At 64.1% G+C, this 23889-nt stretch carries 25 protein-coding genes; 14 read left to right on the top strand and 11 right to left on the bottom strand.

Annotation, left to right across the window (positions count from 1 at the left end; translation table 11 throughout):
- Positions 1–43: 43 nt before the first annotated feature.
- Positions 44–589: a peroxiredoxin gene (locus FG486_RS11140; RefSeq protein ID WP_066114329.1), complete on the bottom strand. Its 546-nt coding sequence runs from the start codon at positions 587–589 to the stop codon at positions 44–46.
- A 220-nt stretch (positions 590–809) separates the two neighbouring features.
- Here FG486_RS11140 and FG486_RS11135 point away from each other — a divergent pair, with 220 nt between their 5' ends.
- Positions 810–1229 carry a hypothetical protein gene (locus FG486_RS11135; protein ID WP_181267534.1) on the top strand — a complete coding sequence of 140 codons (420 nt, stop codon included), beginning with the start codon at positions 810–812 and terminating at the stop codon, positions 1227–1229.
- Here the strand turns inward: FG486_RS11135 and mltG are convergent, their stop codons facing one another.
- The 5 genes from mltG to fabD all read right to left on the bottom strand — a co-directional run bounded on the left by mltG (position 1230) and on the right by fabD (position 5890).
- On the bottom strand, positions 1230–2201 hold the full coding sequence (gene mltG / locus FG486_RS11130) for an endolytic transglycosylase MltG (RefSeq protein WP_422125054.1): 972 nt from the start codon (positions 2199–2201) through the stop codon (positions 1230–1232). It abuts the gene before it with no gap.
- Between the two features lie 10 nt (positions 2202–2211).
- Positions 2212–3471 (bottom strand): beta-ketoacyl-ACP synthase II, encoded by a 1260-nt coding sequence (gene fabF, locus FG486_RS11125; protein ID WP_066280358.1) that lies wholly within the window; start codon positions 3469–3471, stop codon positions 2212–2214.
- Between the two features lie 235 nt (positions 3472–3706).
- Positions 3707–3943 (bottom strand): acyl carrier protein, encoded by a 237-nt coding sequence (locus FG486_RS11120; protein ID WP_023836488.1) that lies wholly within the window; start codon positions 3941–3943, stop codon positions 3707–3709.
- Between the two features lie 94 nt (positions 3944–4037).
- Complete coding sequence (fabG, locus tag FG486_RS11115; protein WP_181267532.1) at positions 4038–4775, bottom strand: 3-oxoacyl-[acyl-carrier-protein] reductase; 738 nt, start codon at positions 4773–4775, stop codon at positions 4038–4040.
- A gap of 179 nt (positions 4776–4954) precedes the next feature.
- Positions 4955–5890 (bottom strand): ACP S-malonyltransferase, encoded by a 936-nt coding sequence (fabD, locus tag FG486_RS11110; protein WP_181267531.1) that lies wholly within the window; start codon positions 5888–5890, stop codon positions 4955–4957.
- Positions 5891–6040: 150 nt separating this feature from the next.
- Here fabD and FG486_RS11105 point away from each other — a divergent pair, with 150 nt between their 5' ends.
- From FG486_RS11105 to rplI, 5 genes are all read left to right on the top strand, one after another.
- Positions 6041–7468 (top strand): phosphotransferase family protein, encoded by a 1428-nt coding sequence (locus FG486_RS11105; protein ID WP_181267530.1) that lies wholly within the window; start codon positions 6041–6043, stop codon positions 7466–7468.
- Positions 7469–7553: 85 nt separating this feature from the next.
- Positions 7554–8693, top strand: a complete 1140-nt coding sequence (locus tag FG486_RS11100; protein ID WP_181267529.1) for a GGDEF domain-containing protein — start codon at positions 7554–7556, stop codon at positions 8691–8693.
- Between the two features lie 328 nt (positions 8694–9021).
- Entirely contained in the window at positions 9022–9381 is a 360-nt protein-coding gene (gene rpsF / locus FG486_RS11095; RefSeq protein ID WP_023836483.1) for a 30S ribosomal protein S6, read from the top strand.
- A gap of 21 nt (positions 9382–9402) precedes the next feature.
- Complete coding sequence (gene rpsR, locus FG486_RS11090) at positions 9403–9627, top strand: 30S ribosomal protein S18 (protein ID WP_023836482.1); 225 nt, start codon at positions 9403–9405, stop codon at positions 9625–9627.
- Positions 9628–9639: 12 nt separating this feature from the next.
- Positions 9640–10248, top strand: a complete 609-nt coding sequence (gene rplI / locus FG486_RS11085; RefSeq protein WP_023836481.1) for a 50S ribosomal protein L9 — start codon at positions 9640–9642, stop codon at positions 10246–10248.
- A gap of 98 nt (positions 10249–10346) precedes the next feature.
- Here the strand turns inward: rplI and FG486_RS11080 are convergent, their stop codons facing one another.
- Complete coding sequence (locus FG486_RS11080) at positions 10347–10901, bottom strand: YbjN domain-containing protein (protein WP_181267528.1); 555 nt, start codon at positions 10899–10901, stop codon at positions 10347–10349.
- A gap of 141 nt (positions 10902–11042) precedes the next feature.
- Between FG486_RS11080 and FG486_RS11075 the strand changes: the two genes are divergently transcribed.
- The 5 genes from FG486_RS11075 to FG486_RS11055 all read left to right on the top strand — a co-directional run bounded on the left by FG486_RS11075 (position 11043) and on the right by FG486_RS11055 (position 16115).
- Positions 11043–12482 carry an AMP nucleosidase gene (locus tag FG486_RS11075; RefSeq protein WP_066280376.1) on the top strand — a complete coding sequence of 480 codons (1440 nt, stop codon included), beginning with the start codon at positions 11043–11045 and terminating at the stop codon, positions 12480–12482.
- Positions 12483–12646: 164 nt separating this feature from the next.
- On the top strand, positions 12647–12988 hold the full coding sequence (locus FG486_RS11070; RefSeq protein ID WP_023836478.1) for an ArsR/SmtB family transcription factor: 342 nt from the start codon (positions 12647–12649) through the stop codon (positions 12986–12988).
- A 37-nt stretch (positions 12989–13025) separates the two neighbouring features.
- On the top strand, positions 13026–13697 hold the full coding sequence (locus FG486_RS11065) for a carbonic anhydrase (RefSeq protein WP_181267527.1): 672 nt from the start codon (positions 13026–13028) through the stop codon (positions 13695–13697).
- A 147-nt stretch (positions 13698–13844) separates the two neighbouring features.
- A complete protein-coding gene (locus tag FG486_RS11060) occupies positions 13845–15356 on the top strand; it encodes a SulP family inorganic anion transporter (RefSeq protein WP_241695696.1) in 1512 nt (503 codons plus the stop codon).
- 183 nt (positions 15357–15539) lie between these two features.
- The gene (locus FG486_RS11055) at positions 15540–16115 is read left to right on the top strand and encodes a hypothetical protein (protein ID WP_137775308.1); all 576 of its coding nucleotides are present in this window, start codon (positions 15540–15542) and stop codon (positions 16113–16115) included.
- 199 nt (positions 16116–16314) lie between these two features.
- Here FG486_RS11055 and FG486_RS11050 read toward each other — a convergent pair whose 3' ends face one another.
- From FG486_RS11050 to FG486_RS11035, 4 genes are all read right to left on the bottom strand, one after another.
- Complete coding sequence (locus FG486_RS11050) at positions 16315–18150, bottom strand: M2 family metallopeptidase (protein ID WP_181267526.1); 1836 nt, start codon at positions 18148–18150, stop codon at positions 16315–16317.
- A gap of 92 nt (positions 18151–18242) precedes the next feature.
- Complete coding sequence (locus FG486_RS11045; RefSeq protein ID WP_181267525.1) at positions 18243–19133, bottom strand: bestrophin family protein; 891 nt, start codon at positions 19131–19133, stop codon at positions 18243–18245.
- 90 nt (positions 19134–19223) lie between these two features.
- On the bottom strand, positions 19224–19991 hold the full coding sequence (locus FG486_RS11040) for an alpha/beta fold hydrolase (RefSeq protein ID WP_181267524.1): 768 nt from the start codon (positions 19989–19991) through the stop codon (positions 19224–19226).
- Entirely contained in the window at positions 19988–20638 is a 651-nt protein-coding gene (locus FG486_RS11035) for a 2-hydroxychromene-2-carboxylate isomerase (RefSeq protein WP_181267523.1), read from the bottom strand. The genes FG486_RS11040 and FG486_RS11035 overlap by 4 nt, the downstream gene beginning before the upstream one ends.
- A 93-nt stretch (positions 20639–20731) precedes the next feature.
- On the opposite strand from FG486_RS11035, the gene FG486_RS11030 reads away from it, so the two are divergent.
- The 3 genes from FG486_RS11030 to FG486_RS11020 are packed head-to-tail and all read left to right on the top strand — an operon-like array spanning position 20732 to position 23867.
- Positions 20732–21166, top strand: coding sequence for a MarR family winged helix-turn-helix transcriptional regulator (locus tag FG486_RS11030; protein ID WP_181267522.1), 435 nt, complete (start codon positions 20732–20734; stop codon positions 21164–21166).
- Complete coding sequence (locus FG486_RS11025) at positions 21159–22271, top strand: HlyD family secretion protein (RefSeq protein WP_241695695.1); 1113 nt, start codon at positions 21159–21161, stop codon at positions 22269–22271. The genes FG486_RS11030 and FG486_RS11025 overlap by 8 nt, the downstream gene beginning before the upstream one ends.
- Before the next feature lie 6 nt (positions 22272–22277).
- Positions 22278–23867, top strand: coding sequence for a DHA2 family efflux MFS transporter permease subunit (locus FG486_RS11020; RefSeq protein WP_181267521.1), 1590 nt, complete (start codon positions 22278–22280; stop codon positions 23865–23867).
- Positions 23868–23889: the final 22 nt, after the last annotated feature.

Genomic DNA, 23889 nt, shown 5'->3' with positions numbered 1-23889 from the left:
CCCCCGCTTGCGACCCGTCTAGGGATTTCGTCTGTCAGTCGGCTCAGGCCAGTTCGGGCTGCTTCGCCTTGATCTTGGCCAGCACGTTTTCCGGAGCGGTTTCGCCATAGGGATCGTTGTCCAGGCCATGGTCGTTGATGCCCGGCTCTTCGAACCAGTCGGTGATCACGCCATTGTCGACGACCATCGCATAGCGCCAGCTGCGCTCACCGAAACCGACATGGTCCTTGCGGATCAGCATGCCCATGCGGCGGGTGAAGTCGGCCGAACCATCGGGAAGCAGCTTGACCTTCTCGACGCCCAGCGACTTGCCCCACTGGTACATCACGAATGCGTCGTTGACCGACACGCAGTAGATTTCGTCGATGCCTTCGGCGCGGAAATCGTCGTACATGGCTTCGAAGCCCGGAACCTGCGAGTTCGAGCAGGTCGGGGTGAACGCGCCGGGCAGCGAGAAGATGACCACGCGCTTGCCGGCGACCAGATCGCCGGTGAGCTTGTCTTCCCAACGGAAGGGGTTGGGGCCTTCGATGCTGTCGTCGCGCACGCGCGTCTTGAGGCAGACATTGGGAACCTGACGTCCGATCATGGGAAACTCCTTGAACGATGGGGGAATATGTTTTGCAGTGCAGCATCTAGGCAAGCGCAGCTGCCAAGTGAAATGAAAACATTCGTGTGCCGTGATCGCTTTTTTCGATGATTTGGTCGCATTGGCCATGACACTCGATTGGACCGCGCGCAGAACGGCGTGACATGGTTGCAATAGTCACAGAATATCTTCATTTTGAATGCATCGGGAGGGAGCCTCAATGATCCTGTCACGGCCCTTGGGCTGGTTCTGGCTGCTGGCCATCGTTCTGCTGGCATGGAACGTCATCGGCCTTGTCGCCCTGCTGTTCGACCCCGTGCTGGGCCTTGGCGATGTTTCGAAGCTCGCCCCCGAGCAGCAGGCTCTTTACGCAGCGCGCCCCGCCATCGCCTTTTACGGCTTCGTACTGGCGACGGTGGCAGGGACGGCAGGTGCGATCGCTCTGCTGCTCCGGCGTAACTTCGCTCTCTGGCTGTTCATCGCCTCGGCGGTCGGGCTGGTGCTGCAGAACGCCTGGCTGTTCGCTGACCCTTCGCGGCTGGATGCCAGCGTACTCGGCTTCCAGGCGCTGGTCGCCGGATCGATCGTGCTGGAAATCTGGTTGACGCTCACCGCACGGAAGCGCCGCTGGAGCCGCTGATTACATCTCGCCCCTGGCGCGGCGGATGGCGAACCACTTCTCGACATTGCGGTTATGGTCGGCCAGCGTGCTGGCAAACACATGCCCGCCGGTGCCGTCGGCAACGAAGTACAGCGCATCGGTCCGCGCCGGGTTGAGCACCGCCTCGATCGAGGCGCGGCCAGGATTGGTGATCGGTCCCTTGGGCAGCCCGGTCATCGCATAGGTATTATAGTCGTTCACCGCCGAGATTTCGGATTGGCGGATGCGGCGGCCGAGCGGCTTGCCGCGCGTGATCGGGTAGATGATCGTCGGGTCCGCCTGCAGCATCATGCCCTTGCGGATGCGGTTGCTGTACACGCCCGCGATCATCCGCCGTTCGGACGCCTTGCCGGTCTCCTTCTCGACGATCGCGGCCAGGGTGACCGCCTCTTGCGGGGTCTTGGCGACCGTGTCGGGGGAACGGTTGGGCCAGAGTTCGGCGATGGTATCCTGCATCGCCTTCTGCATGCGCAGCATCACCGCGATGCGCTTCTCGCCGCGTTCGAAGCTGTAGCTTTCGGGCAGGATGGTGCCCTCTTCCGGCACGGGCACGTCGCCGGTGAGCAGCTTTTCCGCCATCAGCTTCTCGTGCACCAGGATGCTCGGCATGCCCTCAGGCACGGTGACCATGCGGCGGATGACCGCGCCGCCCTGAAGGATGTCGAGAATCTGCGCGTTGCTCGCGCCTGCGGGAATGACGAATTCGCCGGCCTTGATCGGGTCACTGCCGCCGAACACCTTCGCGCGGTTGAGGAACGCGCCGGCCGAGCTGATCGCGCCCTTTTCCTCGAGCACCTGCGCCGCGCTGGCGAGCGAACTGCCCACCGGGATGACCACGGACAGCTCTTCGGGCGCGGGGCCGGACGCGGTCCAGCCCCAATAGAAATTGCCGCCGATCAGCAGCACCAGCGCCGCAGCGCCTGCCAGAACGATGCATCCCAGACGGCGCAGCATGATGGGCTCAGACCGCCTTCATGATCAGGCTGGCATTGGTGCCGCCAAAGCCGAAGCTGTTGTTGAGCACCGCGCGCACCTTGCGCTCCTTGGCCTTGTGCGGGACGAGGTCGACGCCGAGGCAGCTCTCGCTCGGATTGTCGAGGTTGAGCGTCGGCGGCACGATCTGGTCGCGCAGCGCCAGCACGCAGAAGATCGATTCCACCGCGCCCGCGCCGCCCAGTAGGTGGCCGATCGCCGACTTGGTGCTGCTCATCGACAGCGTGTCGATCGCGCTGCCGAACAGGCGGCGGACCGCGCCCAGCTCCAGCTCGTCGCCCAGCGGGGTCGAGGTGCCGTGGGCATTGATATAGTCGATGTCTTCCAGCGACAGGCCGGACTTGCGCAGCGCCATTTCCATCGAGCGGAACGCGCCCGAGCCTTCGGGGTGCGGCGCGGTGACGTGATAGGCATCGCCGGTCAGGCCATAGCCGATGACCTCGGCATAGATCTTCGCGCCGCGCGCCTTGGCCCGCTCATATTCCTCCAGCACCACGACGCCCGCGCCTTCGCCCATGACGAAACCGTCGCGGTCGACATCATAGGGACGCGATGCGCGCTCGGGTGTATCGTTGAAGCCGGTGGAAAGCGCGCGGGCCTGGGCGAACCCGGCAATGCCGATCGGGCAGATCGCGCCTTCCGCGCCGCCCGCGAGCATCACGTCGGCATCGTCGAGCGCGATCATCCGCGCGGCATCGCCAATCGAATGCGCGCCGGTCGAGCAGGCGGTCACCACCGCGTGGTTGGGTCCCATCAGCCCGTACTTGATGCTGACCTGGCCCGAGATCAGGTTGATCAGCCGGCCATGGACGAAATGCGGGCTGACGCGGCCCGGTCCCTTTTCGTTGAGCACCAGCGACTCGCTGGCAATGCCCGGCAGTCCGCCGATGCCCGAACCGATGGAGCAGCCCGCGCGCAGCCGCTCGGCCTCGCTCATGTCGGTCAGACCTGCATCTTCCAGCGCCTGGCCCGCGGCATCGATGCCGTAGATGATGAACGGGTCAACCTGGCGCTGCACCTTGTGGTCGACGCGCTTGTTGGGGTCGAAGCCATATTCGTGTGTCGCAGGCTTGACCTCGCAAGCGATCCGGCACTTGTACTCGCTCGCGTCGAAACGGGTAATCGTGCCCGCGCCCGATTTGGCAGCGATCAGATTGCTCCACGCGGTCTCGACATCGGCGCCCAACGGCGTGACCAGACCCAGACCCGTAATGACTACACGGCGCATTCGCCCCACTCCTGAAAAACCTGTTGCGACGTCTGCGGGCCCAAGCGCCCGCGAACGACGTTCGTCGAAAATGAAAAATGGCTTCCCCGCGTCGCCGAGACGACGATCAGGGAAGCCATCCTATCTTCACATGGTCGCTGCCGCAAAGCAGCGACGCTGCCCACCGGACCCGGCCCGCCGATCGGTTTCGACGCGGTGCCTTGCCGGTGCGATGGGCCCCTGTGCCAGCAGCAAATCAGCCCTTGTGGCTGTCGATATATTCGATGGCATCGTTGACGGTGCTGATCTTCTCGGCAGCATCGTCGGGGATTTCGACGCCGAACTCTTCTTCGAACGCCATCACCAGCTCGACGATGTCAAGGCTGTCGGCGCCCAGATCGTCGATGAAGCTTGCGTCTTCGGTGACCTTCTCGGCTTCCACGCCGAGATGCTCGATCACGATTTTTTTGACGCGGTCGCCAGTCTCACTCATTCAGAGTTCCTTCGATTTGTGTGTAACGAAAAATGCGAACTGAAATCACTGCCTCGCCCTAATGCCGCTTTTATCGGCTGGCAAGAGGGCTGCGTTACAGCATCGCCATGCCGCCATTGACGTGCAGCGTCTGACCGGTGACATAGCCTGCCTCGCGGCTGGCGAGATAGACCACCGCCGCTGCGACATCATCGCCCTCGCCCAGCTTGCCTGCAGGAATGCGGGCCATCAAGGCCGATTTCTGCGCTTCGGGCAGAACCTCGGTCATGGCCGATGCGATAAAGCCCGGCGCGACGCAATTGACGGTGATGTTGCGGCTGGCGAGCTCTGCCGCCAGCGCCTTGGACATACCGACCAGCCCCGCCTTCGACGCGGCATAATTGGCCTGGCCCGGATTGCCGGTCGCGCCGACCACGCTGGTGATCGAGATCATGCGGCCGAAGCGCGCCTTCATCATCGGCTTGGCGGCGGCGCGGCACAGGCGAAACGCGGCTTCCAGGTTGACGCGGATCACGTCCGCCCATTCCTCGTCCTTCATCCGCATGGCGAGGTTATCCCGGGTGATGCCGGCATTGTTGACCAGGATGTCGAGCGATCCCAGCGCCTCGACCGCCTGCGGGACGAGCGCGTCGACGGCGGCCGGATCGGACAGGTTGCAGGTCAGCGCGACATGGTCACCGCCCAGCGAGGCGGCAAAACCCTTGAGCTTGGCTTCGTTGCTGCCCGACAGCGCCAGCCGTGCGCCATGCGCAGCGAGCCCGCGCGCGATGGCCGACCCGATACCCCCGCTCGCGCCAGTGACCAGAGCGGTCATGCCTGTAAGATCGAACATGCGAAATTCTCCATAGCTTTGCCTCTCCCCTTGCAGGAGAGGCCGCGAGACTTGGCGGCTTGTCCGCCTAGTCGCAGCGGGAGAGGGGGCGTGATCCCGCCCAGCCCTCTCCAACACCGGCTAGGCAGCAAGCTGCCAAGCCTTCGTATCCTCTCCCGTAAAGGGAGAGGAGTTGAACATCAAACCGCTTCGAGCAGGCTGTCGATATCGCTCATCTCGACGATGCTCTCGCTGTCGACATCCTCGACGATGCGCTTGATCATCGGGACCAGCACCTTGCCGCCCAGTTCGATGAAATGGTCGACGCCCGCATCGCGCATGGCGATGACCGACTCCCGCCAGCGGACCATGCCGGTGACCTGATCGACCAGTAGGCTGCGGATCGTTCCCGCATCGCCGACCGGTGCGGCGGTGACGTTGGCGAACAGCGGCACGATGGGGTCCCTGATCTCGGTTGCCGCCAGCGCATCGGCCATGCGTTCGGCGGCGGGCTGCATCAGCGCGCAATGGAACGGTGCGGATACGGGAAGCATCATCGCCTTGCGCGCGCCCATGTCCTTGGCGATCGGCAGGCAGCGCTCGACGGCTGCGGCATGACCAGAAATCACCGCCTGGCCGAAGGCATTGTCGTTGGCGACAGCGCAGACCTGGCTCCCCGCAGCCTGTTCGGCGGCCTTCAGCGCTTCCTCGAACTCGATGCCGAGCAAGGCGGCCATGGCGCCCTCGCCTACCGGCACCGCCGCCTGCATCGCCTGGCCGCGCAGCTTGAGCAGCTTTGCGGTCGTCGCCAGATCAATCGATCCTGCCGCGCACAGCGCGCTATATTCGCCCAGGCTGTGTCCCGCGACATAGGCAAAGCTGACCGGCCCGTCGCCCGCCTGCCCCTGGAGCGCGCGGAACACCGCGATCGCGTTGGCCATGATCGCGGGCTGCGCGTTCTCGGTCAGTTGCAGCTCGTCTGCCGGACCTTCGGTCATCAGCTTGAACAGGTTCTGGCCGAGCGCCTCGTCGACCTCCTCGAACACCGCGCGCGCCTCGGCGCTCGCTTCGGCCAGGGCCTTGCCCATGCCGACCTTCTGACTGCCCTGTCCCGGAAAAATGAATGCGCGTGTCATGACTATCGTCGTCCCTCGCCCCACAAGATCGCGCCGGCGCCCTCCAGCCCCTGCGTCAAGCGCCGCCCGTTAATCCTGTTGCCCCATAGTTGCAAGGCAGTTGGTGGCAAGCGGCTTGCGGCAGTTTAACCGATCGATTAACACCAGGGCATGGACGATACCGCATTTGCCGAGAGGCTGGAAACGCTTTGCCGCGCCAAGCTTGGGGGCGACGGACCGCTCGCCGGGCTCAAACGGCTTTCCGGCGGCGCGAGCATGCAGAGCTGGCGCTTCGCCTGGGGCGATGAGGCGCTGATCCTGCGGCGCATGCCGGAGGGGCTGCGTGCGGATGACGCCGCGATCGATTCCGGCGCGCTTGATCTCGACGGGCAGGCCGACGTTATCGAAAGTGCGGTGGCGCATGGCGTGATGGCCCCGGCAGTGCGCGCGCGCCTGACCCGCGACGATGGCCTGGGCGAGGGCTTCATCATGGCCTGCGCCCCCGGAGAGGCGCTGCCCCAGGTGCTGTTGCGCGATCCGGCTTATGCAGGTGCGCTCGAAAGCCTGCCGCAACAATGGGCCGAGCAGCTCGCGGCGATCCACGCGATCGCGCCTGCCAGCCTGCCCTCGTCACTGACCTATCGCAGCCCGGCCCAGATGCTGGCCGATCTCGAGGCGCGCTGGCGCGATCTGGGCGGAATATCGCCCATCTACGCGCTCGCTTTCGGCTGGCTCGAGCGCACGCTGCCCGATCCGGTAGAGCCGCGCCTGTGCCATGGCGATTTTCGCATGGGCAACCTGCTGGTCACGCCTCAGGGGCTTTCCGCCGTGCTCGACTGGGAGCTCGCGCATCTGGGCGATCCGGTGCAGGACCTGGCCTTTGGCTGCATCCCCAGCTGGCGCTTCGGGCGCTATGACAAGGTACTTGGCGGCTTTGCGCAGCCTGAAGACATGCTGGCGCATTATGAAGCCATTACCGGCGTGCCGGTCGACCGGACGCGCTTTCGCTTCTGGCTGGTCTATTCGTGCCTGTGGTGGGGCATATGCTGCCTGATCATGGCCGATATCTGGCGGCGTGGCGACAAGGCCAATCCCGAACGGCTGGTTATCGGCCGCCGCGTTTCGGAGGTCGAAATCGATCTGCTGCTGATGCTGTCGGACGAACTGGTTGATGTCCCCGCGCCGATGGATTGGCCCGCGGGGGACATCGCCGTCGAAAACGGTGTGCCAACCGGTGCGGCGCTCACAGAGGCCGTCAGCTTTTGGCTCGATGGCAAGATCGCCGCCACGGCACAGGGCCATGCGAAGTTCGAAGCGAAGGTCGCGGTCAACGCGCTGGGCATGGCAGCGCGCGACGCTGCGCTCGGCCCCGGTTTCCGCGCCAGCCAGATGAGGCGGCTCGAAATTCTGGGCTATGACGCCCCCGCTCTGGTTGCCGCGCTACGCCAGGACCCGGCGCATGTCACACCGGCCGTGCACCACCATCTCCGCCGCCTGGCGGCCGAGAATTGCCTGATCGATCAGCCGCGCTATGCCGGACTTGGCGCGGCCCGGACCGCGTGGAGCCAGAACCCTCAGACATCTGCCAAGAATTTATAATCTGGCGCAATTTTGACGCTTAATCCGCCGCGTCCCCGGTCGTTAAGTCCAGTGAACGATCAATTAAGGACGATTGGGTCAACCGATGGCAGAACTCCAGGCAGCACGCGGCAATCTCAGGGACCGGATGAAACTCGCCGCGTCGATCCTGGCAGGCCAGGCCAAGGCGGAAGAGGAGGCTCCGAAAAGGGAGACCGTCTTCGAAAACATCAAGAAGCAGCAATATCTCAAGGTCTATTCGTTCCTCGAGCAGGTGCAGCTCGACCCCGTGCCGGACAACTACAAGCTTGCCTGGGAGTATCTCAACGGCGGCAACAACGCCTTGCGTGGCGCGGTGGATCGCAAGCTCGACACCAATGGCCGCCTGTCGTCAGAGATGGTCGCGGAAATCCTCGACGAGTGCGAAGGCCAGATGAAGGTGCAGGACCTCAACGCGCTCGTCGCCGAAAGCGAGGCGCTTCTCGCCGGGGGCTTCAAGACGCTGAGCAAGAGCGGCAAGGAAAGCATGGCCTATGCCGAGGCGCTGCAGACCCGGCTCGACTGGATGCGCGAGCTTGATCCTGCCGAGCAGGCCGACATGCCGATCGAGGCGCAGTTCAAGGCGCTGCTCAAGATCACCACGCAGATGATGCAATCGACCAAGAAGGCGAGCGAGAGCCTGGACGAAAGCACCAAGAAGCTGAGCCAGATGCGCAGCCGCCTCGACGAGGCCAATGAAAAGGCACAGCGCGACCAGCTGACCGGACTGCCCAACCGCTGGGCATTCGAGCAGCAATTCTCCGCTGCGACCATCCGCGCCAAGGAGCGGTTCGAACCGCTGTCGGTCGCGTTCATTGATATCGACCATTTCAAGCAGGTCAACGACACGCATGGTCATGAGGCGGGCGACCGCGTGCTGCAGCTGGTCGCCAAGACGCTCGACGGCTTCACCCGCGGCAACTGCCATCTGGCACGCCATGGCGGCGAGGAATTCGTGATCGTGCTGGAAAACACCACCACCGCCGAGGCGAAGAAGCAGATCGATGCGGTTCGCGAGGACCTTGCCGAACGCTCGCTGGTCAACAAGGAGAATGGCGAGCCCATCGGCCGCATCACCTTCTCTGCCGGTGTCGCGCCGTTCATTCCTGGCGAGGCCAACCGCCAGGTGCTGCGCAATGCCGATGCCGCGCTGTACGAAGCCAAGAATACCGGGCGCAACCAGGTGCTGATCTTCCACGGCGGCTGAGCGCACGCCTGGCCAGCGCCTGGCATCTCTGTCACCCCTCATCGTCATTCCTGCGAACGCGGGAATCCCGCTACCTTCAACCACCCTCGCGCAGCAGCGGGACCCCCGCATGCGCGGGGGTGACGGAAAAGAGCGTAGTCAGGACTCGGAGCCTTACTCCACCATGCCGCTTTTTCTTGTCTCGGCGCTTGCTTTCTTCCGGTTTTTGGGTATTAGCCCGCGCCTGCCTTCGGACGACTGACCGTCCTCCGCATGCATGAAGAAAGCCGGAGGGGTGTGTCGCATGGGGCGCGCATCAGCGATCGGCAGATGAGTAAAGGAAGCCAACATGCCGATGTACGAGCATGTGTTTCTGGCGCGCCAGGACCTGTCCCAGGCCCAGGTGGACGCGCTGGCCCAGACCGCAACCGAGATTGTCGAACAGAACGAAGGCAAGGTCACCAAGACCGAGACCTGGGGTCTGCGCAACCTCGCCTACAAGATCCAGAAGAACCGCAAGGCGCACTTCGTTCTGCTGAACATCGAAGCCCCCGCCGGCGTCGTTGCCGAGCTGGAGCGTCAGACTTCGATCAACGAAGACATCATCCGTTACCTGACCGTGCGCGTCGACGAGCTGGAAAGCGGCCCGTCGGTGATGATGCGCAAGCAGGACCGCGAACGGCGCCCGCGCCGCGATCGCGAAGCCTGAGACAGAAAGGGATAACGACACATGGCACGCCCATTTTTCCGCCGCCGCAAGTCCTGCCCGTTTTCGGGCAAGAACGCTCCCGCCATTGATTACAAGGATGTGCGCCTGCTTCAGGGCTTCATGTCCGAACGTGGCAAGATCGTCCCCAGCCGCATCACCGCGGTTTCCGGCAAGAAGCAGCGCGAGCTGTCCAAGGCCATCAAGCGCGCTCGCCATATCGGCCTGCTGCCGTACATCGTGAAGTAAGGAGCAAGGGACATGCAGATCATTTTGCTCGAACGGATCGAGAAGCTGGGTTCGATCGGTGACGTCGTCACCGTCAAGGACGGCTATGCCCGCAACTTCCTGTTGCCCAACAAGAAGGCGCTGCGCGCCAACGAAGCCAACCGCAAGGTGTTCGAAGCCAATCGCGAGCGCATCGAGGCCGAAAACCTCGCCAAGCGCGACGAAGCAGCCAAGCGCGCCGAGTCGGTCGACGGCATGCAGGTCGTTCTGATCCGCGCCTCGTCGAACAGCGGCCAGCTTTATGGTTCGGTGTCGGTCCGCGACATCGCCGATGCGCTCAACGCCGATGGTGCCAATGTCACCAAGGCGATGATCATCCTGGAGCGCCCGATCAAGACGCTGGGCGTGTTCCCGGTCAAGATCGCGCTGCACCCGGAAGTGTCGGTCAGCGTTACCGTCAACGTCGCACGCAGCGACGACGAGGCCGAGCTGCAGAAGGCCGGTGTCGACGTGATGGCGCAGATGTTCGAGGAAGACCAGGCTCCCGCCGGCTTCGTCGAAAAGTTCGACCCCAATGCCGAGCCGGGCACCATCCCGGTTGACGAGCCCGAAGAAGGCGAAGGCGAAGACGCCGCCGCCTGATCGGACGATCACGGTTCAAAAAGGCCGGGTTCCAGCGATGGAGCCCGGCCTTTTTTGTGGTTGCATCCTGCCCAGCCCGGGGAGAGTGCAACAAGCGCTCATTGCGCCGGTGGGCTCACCACCTCTTGGTTGAAGCGCTGCGCCAGCACGACGAAATTGGTCACCTCGCGCCGCAGCGTGCCCCGCTTCACACCGAAATCGCTGATCAGATAGCGCGCGACAAAGGGTTCGCCTGCCACCGACACGCCCGCCTTGCTGAACTCGTACAGCCGGTTGAAGTCGCCTGCGGCCTGCGCAAGATTCTGCGGATTGCGTTCTGCTGGCTTGGGCCAGAAGGCCAGCATGTACAGCCCCTGGCACTGGGTCGGCTGGTTCGGCGGGCAGGCGGTGAAGAACATGTTGATGCGCAACTGGCCGAAGCTTGCCTCGACGAACGGACGGCCCTCGGGCGTCTGCCGGTCGGCGATCGAGACGCCATTGCCGAATGGCGCCAGGATTTCGCGCACGCTGGTCGGGGTAAAGGCGGTCACCTCCACCTTGTCATCGGCATTCCCCTGCTGTTGCTGTGCCATGACCGGAGCTGCCACCACCAGCGCCAGTGCTGCCGGTATCAGCAATCTGCCAGCGCGAATCTGCCTGCCTGTACCTGTCATCCGTCCACTCCATCCCGCACCAACCGACCCGTGGGCATCATAAGCGGTGTGCGACGGCGCATGCAACCGCCTGAAATCTGGCGCTCGGCGAGCATCGACAACAGTAATGACAGTGCCATCTGGAGTCGTTAAGAGCTTAACATGAGCACTATCGAAACGATCATCACCCAGCTTGCCGACCATTACGAGCAGTCGGTCCACACTCTCCAGACCGCGATCCGCGCCTTTGTCGAGAACGGCACGCCGCCCGATCCGGCGCTGCGCGCGAACGGAGCGTTCAGCTATCCGTGCCTGCGAATCGAATATGACGGCAACGAACGCGGGGCGGCGCCAGGCCTGTCCTTCGGCCGCCTCAACGCGCAGGGCGTGTACACCACCACGGTCACCCGCCCGCGCATGTTCGCCGACTATCTTACCGAGCAGCTGACCCTGCTCAGCGACAATTACGATGTCGTCATGTCGGTAGAGCCTAGCGACCAGGAAATCCCCTTCCCTTACGTGCTCGACGGCATTTCCGGGCCGGAGCTGGGCGGCATCACGCCGCTCGAGCTGGCGCGCTATTTCCCGACCACCGAGCTCGCCGATATCGGTGACGAGATCGCCGACGGCTTCCTGTCGTTCGGCTATGGCGGCGAAAGGCCCTTGTCGCTGTTCGACGGGCTGCGCACCGATTTCTCGCTGGCGCGCCTGCGTCACTATACCGGCACCCCGCCCGAGCATGTCCAGCGCTTCATCCTGTTCACCAACTATCACCGCTATGTCGATGAATTCGTGGGCTGGGCGTGCAGCCAGATCGGCAAGGGCCATTATACCGCGCTGTCGGGCGCGGGCGGGCTCTACACCGACCAGCCGGGCGCGGACCCCAGCCAGCTCGTCGCCGACAGCGCGTGGCGTCGGCACCAGATGCCAGCCTATCACCTGATTGCGCCCGATTTCGGCGGCATCACCCTGGTCAATATCGGCGTCGGGCCTTCGAACGCCAAGACGATCACCGATCACCTCGCGGTGCTGCGCCCCGAGGTGTGGCTGATGATCGGCCATTGCGGCGGCCTTCGCCCAACGCAGCGGATCGGCGATTATGTGCTCGCGCATGCCTATCTGCGCGACGACCATATCATGGACGAGGTGCTGCCCCCCGAAATCCCGATCCCGCCGATCGCCGAGATCCAGCAGGCCCTGGCGGAGGCTGCGGAGGAAATTTCCGGCACCAGCGGCGCGGACCTCAAGCGGCGGATGCGCACCGGTACCGTCGTCACCACCGACGACCGCAACTGGGAATTGCGCTATTCGACCAGCGCGCTGCGCTTCTCGCAGTCGCGCGCGGTCGCGATCGACATGGAAAGCGCGACCATCGCCGCGCAGGGCTATCGCTTCCGTGTGCCGTACGGAACGCTGCTCTGCGTATCGGACAAGCCGTTGCACGGCGAGCTGAAGCTCCCCGGCCAGGCGAATCGCTTCTACGAGGAGGCGATCGCCGCACACATGCAGATCGGTATCCGCACCTGCGAGATGCTGCGCAACGAGAGCAATTCGCTGCACAGCCGCAAGCTGCGCGCGTTCAACGAGCCGCCGTTCCGCTGATCACCTGCGCTGAACAGACTTTCTGGACGACTAGGGCCGCATTGGGGTGAGCACCGCTCAACCCATTGCGGCCCTTGCTTTTTCTGAAGCGCCGTTACCGTAACATCTGCATATATTTGCAGGTATGTATTGACCTAGTTTAGCGGATAGCCATACTCGATGGCATGCCGCACCGTGTTCCAGTCGCCCGCGAACTCGCCGAGGTCTTCAAGCTGATCGCGCATCCGGACCGGATTCGCCTGATCGAGGAGCTTCGCACCGGCGAATGCGATGTCACCACGCTGGCGGAAAAGCTCAACCTTCCGCCGACGCGTCTTTCCCAGCATCTCAGCCTGCTGCGCACCGCACGCATGGTCGAGGAACGGCGCAATGGCCGTCAGCATCTCTATCGCCTGGCCCAGCCGCAGATTGCTGGCTGGATCACCGACGGGCTCGCGTTTGTCGAAGCCCGTGCCCCTGCGGCCTTGGCCGGAGATTTGCGCGAGGTGCGTGAACTCTGGTCCTGATCAAACCAAACCTTAAGCCTCAACAAGGAGCCTCCCCATGCCCCATTTCGCCGCCGGCGTCGTCCGCTTCCAGACCGAAGTCTTCCCCGAGAAGCAGGAACTGTTCGAAAGCCTGGCCAAGGGCCAGTCGCCCGAAGCGCTGTTCATTACCTGCTCGGACTCGCGCATCGAAACCGCGATGATCACCCAGACCGATCCGGGCGAGCTGTTCATCTGCCGCAACGCGGGCAATATCGTTCCGCCGCACACCAACCATACCGGCGGCATGACCGCGTCGATCGAATTTGCGGTCGCCGCGCTCAAGGTTCCGCACATCGTGATCTGCGGCCATACCGAATGTGGTGCGATGAAGGGCGCGATGAACCCCGAAGGCCTCGACAGTCTGCCGCATGTGCGCGAATGGCTGGGCTATTCGCGCGCTGCCGTGGAGGTGGTGAAGCATCTTGGCAGCAATCTCGACGATACGGCCAAGATGCAGATGCTGCTCGAACAGAATGTCATCCTGCAGCTCAACCATCTGAAAACGCACCCTTCGGTCGCCGCGCGCCTGGCGGCGGGCGACCTGCAACTGCACGGATGGGTCTATGACATCCGCACCGGCGACGTCACCGCCTATGACGAGGCGACGGGCAAGTTTGCCCCGGTGCACGAACATTATGCGAGCGAAATGGCCGCATTGGCGCTCGAAAAGCATCAGTGCGCCGCCTGATCGGAACCTGAGAAACGCCTCATTCAAGGACCCTGGTCATGACTGCAGCAACCGCCCAGATGGGTGAACTCGAGACGATGAAGCGGAGCTGGCCACAGGACCTGCTCGCATCGGTCGTCGTCTTTCTGGTGGCGCTTCCGCTCTGCCTTGGCGTCGCCATCGCATCGGGCGCGCCCCCCCGCGCTCGGTCTGATTACCGGCATTATCGGCGGCCTGGTCGTCGGCTCCCTGGCGGGCTCGCCGCTCCAGGTCAGCGGACCCGCCGCAGGGCTCGCGGTTCTGTGCTATCAGCTGGTCCAGGAACAGGGCCTGATCATGATGGGCGTCGTCGGCCTGATCGCCGGCGCGCTTCAGCTGCTCGCCGGGATCGCCCGGCTCGGCCAGTGGTTCCGCGCTATCTCGCCTTCGGTCATCCACGGCATGCTCGCCGGTATCGGCGTGCTCATCCTGGGCTCGCAATTCCACGTGATGATCGATGACAGCCCGCGCGGCAGCGGTATCCAGAACCTGATCTCGATCCCTGAGGCGATTTACAAGGCCATCTTCCCGATGGCGATGGACAGCCATCATCTGGCTGCGATCACGGGCGTAGCGACCATCGCGGCGATCCTGCTCTGGAACCAGTTCAAGCCCAAGCAGCTGGCTGTGGTCCCCGCGCCGCTGATCGCGGTGATCGTCGGCACGATGGTGGCGGCCTTTGCCGGGTTCGACATCAAGCGCGTCACCGTGCCCGACAATATCATTGCTTCGCTCAACATCCCGACCATGGAAGCGCTGCAGCGCGGCCTGACCATGGAAATCCTGCTGCTCGGCGTGGTCTTCGCCTTTGTCGCCAGCGCCGAAACGCTGCTGTGCGCCACGGCGGTCGACCAGATGCACACCGGGCCGCGCACCAAGTACGACAAGGAACTGCGCGCGCAGGGCATCGGCAACATGCTGTGCGGCGCGGTCGGCGCGCTGCCGATGACGGGCGTGATCGTCCGCTCCTCGGCCAATGTGCAGGCGGGCGCTAAGTCGCGCATCTCGGCGATCATGCATGGCGGGTGGATCCTGGCGACCGTCGTCGCCCTGCCCTGGCTGCTGGCGCTGATCCCAACCGCCGCGCTCGCCGCGATCCTCGTCTATACCGGCTACAAGCTGGTCAACATCGCGCAGATCAAGAAGATCGCATCCTATGGCCGCGTCGAACTGGCGATCTATTTCGCCACGCTGGGCGGCATCGTGGTGTTCGATCTGCTTACCGGCGTGATCATCGGCTTCGTGCTGGCAACGGCCAAGGTCGTCTATACGTTCACGCATGTCCGGGTCGATCTGGAGGATGACGAGATGGCAGGCCGCACCGACGTGTTCCTGCACGGATCGGCGACCTTCTTCTCGATCCCGCGCCTCGCCAGCGTGCTGGAAACCGTGAAGCCGGGACGGGAAGTCCATGTCCATGTCGAGCATCTCGACCATATCGACCATGCCTGTCTCGACATGCTGGGCGCGTGGGAAAAGCAGCACAAGGCAACCGGCGGCAGCATGGTGATGGAGTGGCAGGATCTGCACGACCGCTATGCATCGCCCTATCAGAAGATGCAGGATGCCGCAGACAGCCCCGGTACCGGCCCGGGAGACGGGCCAAAAAAAGCCAGGCCGGTGCTTGAGCCGGCGGCCTGATCCCGGGTCTTACCCCAGCAGGAACACATGCAGCGGCCGCCGGAGCAATCCGGTGGCCGTTTGCATGTCCAGTCGTCGAAAGAAATCACACCCGGGTCGGATCGCGAGGGAACATTCTGCCTGTATCGGCGTAATCAATCCGGTGCAGGGGACCTAATTACCTTATTGTACAAGGAGATCACCATGAGTGATGCCATCAAGACCGCCGCTGAGCGGATCAAGACCGACGCATTGAACCTGGCCGAGCGTGCGCGCTCCGAAGCCGCCAGCGCCTTTGCATCGGTCAATCAGAACCGTGACGAGCTTCGCGCCAAGGCGACCGAAACTGCCCGGCTGGCGGGTGAAGTGATCGCGGAAAATGCGCGCATCGCTTCCGATCTCGCCAAGCGTAACGCTTCGGCAGCCGCTGCCATCATCAGCGACAATGCCAAGTCGCTGACCACCGAAATGGGTCCGTTGCGCGACAAGGCCGACGAACTGGCGCAGAATGCCAGCGAGCGGCTCTCCGTCGTGGCCCGCGAGCTGTCCGAGAAGGTCAGCGAAAACAGCCGCTATGCCGCCCGACAGGCCAAGGCACATCCGGCGCTGACGCTCGGTCTGGCAGCAGGTGGCATCGCACTGATTGCAGCGGCCATCGCCCTGTCGCGCCGCGGCAAGCAGGCAGCTGCCACCGCTGCAGACGAAAATAGCGATTATGTCGATCAGAACGTTGTTCCCTCGACCACGAGCGCCGCAGGGGCGCCCTATAACGTTCACTGATTGACCGACAGTCAGGCGCAGCGCGCGATTCCCTCACGCGCGGTGTCTCGGGGCCTGTTTTCCAGATAGAGGCGCCCCCCGCTTCAGGAAGACAGGCCCCAAATTTTCCACTCCATCAACCAGCAAGGGCAAGCGAGACGGCCTTCCAGCCGCGTCGCTTGTCCTTGGTGCTAGATGATGGGGTTTTGACAGGCGCGGCTCACCAGCCGCACTGCTTGCCTTTATTCTGCTCCTTGAGCCAGGTCTGCAGCGGCGCGAAATATTCGACCAGCGCCGTGCCGTCCATCTCGCGCGTGCCGGTAAACGCTTCGAGCGCGTCGGGCCAGGGCTTGGATGCACCCATTTCCAGCATCGCGTTCAGCCGGTTGCCCACTTCCTTGTTGCCATAGAAGCTGCAACGATGGAGCGGCCCCTTCCAGCCCGCGATGTCACAGGCCGCCTTGTAGAACTGGAACTGCAGGATGCGCGCGAGGAAATAGCGGGTATAGGGCGTGTTGCCGGGGATATGGTATTTAGCGCCCGGATCGAACGCATCGGCAGGCCGCTCCGCCGGGGGCACGATGCCCTGATATTGCAGGCGCAGTGCCGTCCAAGCATCGTTATAGTCGGCGGGCTTGATCGAGCCATCGAACACGCCCCAGCGCCAGCGATCGACCAGCAGGCCGAAGGGCAGGAACGCGAGCTTGTCCATGCCCTGGCGCAGCAGCAGGCCAAGATCCTTGTCGGCACCCGGCACCTTGGCCTTGTCCAGCAGGCCGATCTCGACGAGATAATCTGGCGTGATCGAGAGGGCGACCATGTCGCCGATCGCCTCGTGGAAGCCATCGTTGGCACCGTCGAGATGCAGCGGATCCTGCTTGTTATAGGCCCGCTGATAGTAATTGTGCCCCAGCTCGTGATGGATCGTGGTGAAGTCGTCGGCATTCACCTTGATGCACATCTTGATGCGGATATCGTCCTTGTTATCGATATCCCAGGCCGAGGCATGACACACGACCTCGCGGTCCTGCGGCTTGACGAATTGCGAGCGCTGCCAGAAGGTTTCGGGCAGCGGCGAAAAGCCCAGCGACGAGAAGAAGCCCTCGCCACCCTTCACCATCTTGAGCGGATCGTAATTCTTCGCCTTGAGCAGCTCGGTCACGTCATAGCCGATATCGCCCGCGCCTGCGGGGGCCACGACGTCATAGATATTGCCCCATTCCTGCGCCCACATGTTGCCGAGCAGATCGGCGCGGATCGGGCCGGTCTTGGGCTGCACCGCATCGCCATATTTCTCGTTCAGCTTGGTGCGCGTGTAGCAGTGCAGATCGTCATAGAGCGGCTTGACCTGCTGCCACAGCTTTTCGGTCAGCGCGGCGAACTCGTCGGCGCTCATGTCATACTGGCCGCGCCACATCGCGCCGACATTCTTGAAGCCCAGCTCGCGCGCGCCCTGGTTGGCGATCTCGACCATGCGCGCATAATCGTCCTTCATCGGCGCGCCGACATTGTCGTGCCAGCTGACCCACATTTCCTTGAGCTTCGCCGGATCGCGGACATCGCCCATCGCCGCCTCGATGTCCGATCCGCTGACCGGCTTGCCGTCGAGCGTACCCTTGCCCTTGCCGTAGATCGACTGAAGCTCGGTCGCGATGGTGTTGAGCTCGGCCGCCGCGCCCTCGGTGGTCGGCGCGGGCAGCACGATGCCGCCGCGCAGCTTGTCAAGCTTGCGCCGCGTCTCTTCGCTCAGGCCCGGGACGTCCTTGTACTTCGCCGCTTCGAGCGCGAAGCGCACCTGCATCTCGGTGCCCTTGGCCCCGACCTCGGCGGCGAGCGCGTTGGTATCGTCGGTCAGATAGGTCGAATTGATCCAGAACACCCGGCTGGCCGAGACCGTGTAATCGAAGCCCTCCTTCTCCGCCGCCGCGACAAAGGCCTCCGCATCGGCGGCGGTCGGCTTGGCCGCAGCGGCCTGCGGCGCGGCCTCCTCGGCCAGGGCAGCGGTGGGGACGGCCAGCGCGAACGCCAGCGCGGCGACCGAAGTACGAATAATCATGTCGGGGCACCCTTAATATCGGTTATGCCCGGCAGGATTGAGCCTGGCACCCGGTCAGGTCAAGCGCATTCAACGCCTTACCCCGGCACTGCCTACCAGAGCACGCCCTTCACCTCCGCGAGCGGTTCGGGCGCAGGTTCGCCGAGCGCCTGGAGCAGGTCGATCTCGATCGTGCGGCACATCGCGCTCAGCGGCACGTCGTGCACGCTGTTGGCGAACGGATCGACCAGATCCTCGCCGATCTGCAGGATCGCGAGGAACATCAGCCCCGCCATGGTCGATCCGACCGGCGTCGCCATGCCCAGCGTCTCGACCAGCCCGATCGGAAGCAGGATGCAGAAGACGCGGGTGAACAGCGCCGGGAAGAAGCGATACTGCATCGGCAGCGGCGTGTTCTTGATCCGCTCCATCCCGCCCTGCGCGTTCGAGATATCGACCAGCACCGCCTCGATCTGCGCTTGCTGGATGGTGTCGATCTCGCCGATGCGCCGGGCATGCGCGACGAGATAGCCGGTGCCGTCATGGATCGCATTGGGCACGTTGCGCCGCTGCTTGACCAGATTGACCTCGTCGTCGGACAGCAGACGCTCGAGGTCCGGGCAGTCGTTCTGCCGCCGCAGCGCCGCGCGAAGGGCGTGGACATAGGCGATCTGTCGCGTGACGATATCGCGGCGGATTTCGCGTCCAGTCGCGGTGGCGTCATCGATGAACGCCAGCGCCGCGCGGGCGAGGCTGCGCGAGGCATTGATCATCTGCCCCCACAGCACCCGCCCCTCCCACCAGCGGGCATAGGCGGCGTTGTCCCTGAACCCCAGGAACAGCGCCAGCGCCGAGCCGAAAATGGTCAACGGCAGGCCCGGTGCCTTGAACGGCAGGAAATAGTAGACCACCGTTACCACCACATCCCAGACAAACAGCACGCTGAGCGGCTTCCAGACTTCCTGAAGGATGCGCGTGACGCTGGGCGTCGAGGGTATGATCATGCGGTCGCCGTTCGAAATCTGGAGGATCGATCGGCAGCACTACCGCTGAGACTAACATTTGTTGCACCCGGCGGGGTGCAGGGGCGCAGATCAGTACGCCAGGAACGCGATGATCTCGTCGGCCAGAGCGGGTTCGAGCACGCTCGACATATGCGTGCCCTTGATCTCGCGATAGGTCGCATGTTTCAGCTGGCGGGCCAGCTCGGGCGCGGAGCCATTGTCCTGGTCGTCCGCGCCGCAGACCACCAGCACCGGCACGTCGCGCGCGACCAGCGCATCGGTATCGACCACGCCGAAACTGTCGAGCAGCAGGCGCGCCGCCACCGGATCGATGCCTTGGGTCTTCATGAAGGCGACCGCCATGAAATGCGGATCGCCGCGCTTGACCTCGTCGCGCCGGTCGATCGCGGTGACGAAGAAATCGCGCCGCCGCCCCCATCCGGTCAGCCCTTCCCAGCCCATGCCCGCCATGATCGCCTTGCGCGGTGTCACCCCGCTGGCGAGCAACTTCGCCGTCGTCCGCGCGCCGAGCGAAAAGCCGCCCAGATCGAAATCATCGAGCCCCAAAGTGTCGATCAGGAACAGCGCATCATCGACCAGCACATCATGCGGATAGGCCGCCGGATCATGCGGCGCACCGCTCTGCCCGTGCGCGCGTAGGTCGGGCATGATCACGCGATAGCCCGCCGCCGCGATCCTGCCGGCATGACCGAACTTGATCCAGTTGGTCTCCGCGCTGGAAAACAGCCCGTGCAGCAACAGCAACGGACGCCCCTCCCCCGTTTCGTGCACGGCAAGCTCAGTGCCGTCGAAGGAGCGGATGCGGGTGGTGGTGATGCTGGTGGCTGTGGCGGTCATCCCCGCTCTTTAAGGCCTGCCTGTTCCATGCGCCAGATGGCAAGTCCGATGCGGTCCTGGCCGAAAAAGGGTTCGCCTTGGAACACCAGGGTCGGGACGCCCCAATGCCCGGCCATTTCGAGCGCTTCCTGATTGGCGGCGAGTTCGGCATCTAGCGCTTCGGCATCGGAAACCGCGATCGCGTCGAGCTCGACCAGGTCGAGCCCCGCGCGTTCGGCTGCGTGCTTGAGGTGATCGCCCTCGTGCCAGTTCACGGTGCCGCCCCAGATGAGCTGCGACACCTCGTCGCAAAAGGCGAGGCTCTTGCCCTTGCGCGCTGCGGCCTGGCCCATGCGGGTGATGCGATAGATATAGGGCTGGTCCGCCGCGATCGTCCGGGTCGCCATGTCCTGCACGATCGGATCTGGATTGGGCGGGAAGAACGGAATGCCCAGATATTGCGACAAGCGGAACACGTCGGTCAGCGTGTAGCGCAGCCAGCCGGGATGATTGCGCTCGAAGAATGTCGGCTCGCGCACCGCCAGCGGATAGACCGGGCGCAGGTTGAGCTGCACGTCATATTGCGCCTCCATCGCGCGATAGCGGCGCATCGCGAGATAGCTATAGGGCGAGCGGAACGACCAGAAGATATCGGCTGTGAGTGTCATGTCACACAGACTGCCAAAAGATTGCGTTTTGCGCAACCGGAATTGTGCTGACTGCACTTCCATATAATGTCATATGCTATTATATCGCATGCCATGACAGACTCGGTAGGTTTTCTTCTCAACGACACCGCGCGGCTCTACCGCCGCACGCTCGATGGCATGTTGCGTGACCTCGGCATGACCAGCCTGCAATGGCGCACGGTCGCTCGGCTGAAGCGCGAGCCGGGCATGCGGCAGAGCGAACTGGCCGATCTGCTCGAGGTCGAGCCAATCACCCTGTCGCGCATGATCGACCGGCTGGCCGATAGCGGCATGGTCTGTCGCAAGCCCGACCCCAATGACCGGCGCGCCTGGAACCTGTATCTCACCGACAAGACCGACGGGCTGATCCGCCAGCTGGAAGTCGAGGCGAAGCGGGTCGAGGACCATGCCTTTGCTGGGCTCAGCGAAGACGAACGCCAGATGCTCGCCGGGCTGGTCGAGCGCGTCCGCGCCAATCTCTCGCGCAAGGAGACCGTCGATGCTTGACCGCGACGAACGCATATCGGTGAGCGAGGACTTGGCGGAGATCGCCCCACCCCAGGGCGCACCCTCTCCCTTACCCGTCCAGCAACCGGCGGCGGAAAAGGCTCCGCGCAAGTGGCTGAAGCGGGCGGTGATGATCTCGGTCCCGCTCGCGCTGGCGGTGGCGGGCGGCTATTACTGGCTTTCGGGCGGGCGCTATGTCTCGACCGACAATGCCTATGTGCAGCAGGACAAGGTGGCGGTGACCTCCGAGGTTGGCGGGCCCATCATCGACGTCCGCGTGCGCGAGAACATGGCGGTCAAGGCGGGCGACGTGCTGTTCCGCATCGATCCGCAGCCCTATGAACTCGCGGTGCGCCAGGCCGATGCCGATATCGCCGGGGCCGAAGTCTCGGTCGCGACGCTCGCCAGCGAGGCACGCTCGACCGGCGTCGGCATTGCGGCGGCGCAGGATGCGATCGATTATGCTAGGATCGATCTCGAGCGGCAGCAGGCGCTGATGACGCGCGGTTTCACCACCAAGGCGCGGCTCGACGAGGCCGAACGCCGCGTCCAGATGGCACGCGAGCAATTGCGCGCGGCGCAGGCCGATGCCGCCGATGCCCGCGCGAAGCTGGCGACCGGCAGCGCCGTTCCTGGCATCAATCCCGCGATCGCGCAGGCGCGCGTGCGCCGCGAGACCGCCGCGCTCAACCTCGCCCGCACCGTCATCCGCGCGCCGGTCAGCGGCCGCGTCGTCCAGGCCGATCGGCTGCAAAAGGGCCAGGCGATGGTCGTCGGGCTGCCCGCGCTGACGCTGGTGGTCGATGACCGCAGCTGGATCGAGGCCAATTTCAAGGAAACCGATCTCGATCACATGCGCGTCGGCCAGCCTGCCGAGGTGACGCTCGATGCCTATCCCGAGCTCAAGCTCACCGGACGGGTCGAAAGCATCGGCGCGGGCACAGGCGCGGAATTCTCGGTGCTGCCCGCGCAGAATGCGACCGGCAACTGGGTCAAGGTGACGCAGCGCGTGCCAGTGCGCATCCGGCTCGACAAGCCCGCCGATCGCCGCCTGATCGCAGGGCTCTCCGCCGAGGTCACGATCGATACCGGCGAGCGCAAGTAACCGGCGATGGCCAGCCGCGCCGCCCCTGCCCCCGCACGCCATGCCGCACCGCCGCCAGCCGCGCCTGCGGGCGATGTCGCCACGCTTCCCGTCAAGCACCACGGCCTGCTGACGCTGGCGGTGATGATGGCGTCGATCATGCAGATTCTCGACACCACCATCGCCAATGTCGCGCTGCCGCACATGGAATCGAGCCTGGGCGCGACATCGGAGACGGTGACCTGGGCGCTGACCAGCTATCTCGTAGCTTCCGCCATCGCGATCCCGATCACTGGCTGGCTGGCCGAGCGCATCGGGTCACGCAACCTGTTCATCTGGGCGGTGATCGCCTTCACGGCGTCCTCGCTGCTCTGCGGCGCGGCGACGGGCCTAGGCGAGATGGTTCTGTTCCGCGCTTTTCAGGGGATCAGCGCCGCGTTCATCGGCCCGCTGTCGCAGACGGTGCTGATGGACATCAACCCGCCCAGCAAGCAGGCCAAGGCCATGGCGCTGTGGGGCATGGGCATCATGGTCGGGCCGATCATGGGGCCGGTGATCGGCGGTTGGCTGACCGAGAACTACAACTGGCGCTGGGTGTTCCTGATCAACGTGCCGCTGGGGATAATAACGGTCATCCTGATGCTTTGGCTGCTGCCCAGCCGCCCCAAGACCGACCGGCGCTTCGACCTGTTCGGCTTCTCGATGCTCGCGCTGGGCCTCGCCAGCCTGCAGGTGATGCTCGATCGCGGCACCCAGCTCGACTGGCTGGACAGCACCGAAATCCTGGTCGAAGGCGCCATTGCCATCGGCTGTCTGTGGATGTTCGCGGTCCATATGGCCTGGGGCAGGCAACCGCTGTTTGACCGATCGCTGCTGGGCAATCCCAACATGTCCGCCGCCCTGCTGTTCATGCTGGTGGTCGGCATGGTGATGTTCGCCAGCATGGCGCTGCTGCCGCCGATGCTGCAACAGCTGTTCGGCTATACCGTGCTCGACACCGGCCTGCTGCTCGCGCCGCGCGGTTTCGGCATCCTCGTATCGATGGCGATTGCCGGCCGCCTGGTGACGAAAATCGACCCGCGCTATCTGATGGTCACCGGTGCCTCGATCTCGACCTATTCGCTGTACATGATGACCGGCTGGTCACTCGAGATGAGCTGGCAGCCGATGGTCGTCGCCGGATTGGTCCAGGGTCTGGGCATGGGGCTGGTGTTCATCCCGCTCAACATGACCGCGTTCGCCACCCTGCAGCCGCGCCATCGCACCGACGGGGCCAGCCTGCTCAACCTCTCGCGCAGCATCGGCGCATCGGTCGGCATCTCGGCCATGACCGCGCTGCTCGGCCGCAACATCCAGGTCAGCCACAGCGATCTTGCTTCGCATATCACCGACAGCTCGCTGTCGACGATCGATTCCAGTGTTGCCGAGCGGCTTGGTTCAGTCGGCGATGCGGCGATGGTGGCGATCAACGGCGAGGTGAACCGCCAGGCTGCGATGATCGCCTATATCGACGACTTCCACGCGATGATGATCGTCAACCTCATCGCCATCCCGCTGCTGCTGCTGCTCAAACGGCCGCCTGGCACGGCGAGCGCGCCGGTGCATATCGGGGAGTGAGGCTGCGGGACGGAAGGCGCAT

The sequence above is a fragment of the Blastomonas ursincola genome, assembly GCF_013607875.1.
Taxonomy (GTDB): Bacteria; Pseudomonadota; Alphaproteobacteria; order Sphingomonadales; family Sphingomonadaceae; genus Blastomonas; species Blastomonas ursincola.
The sequence above is the reverse complement of the archived record's forward strand: the minus strand, read 5'-3'. Positions and strand labels throughout refer to the sequence as shown.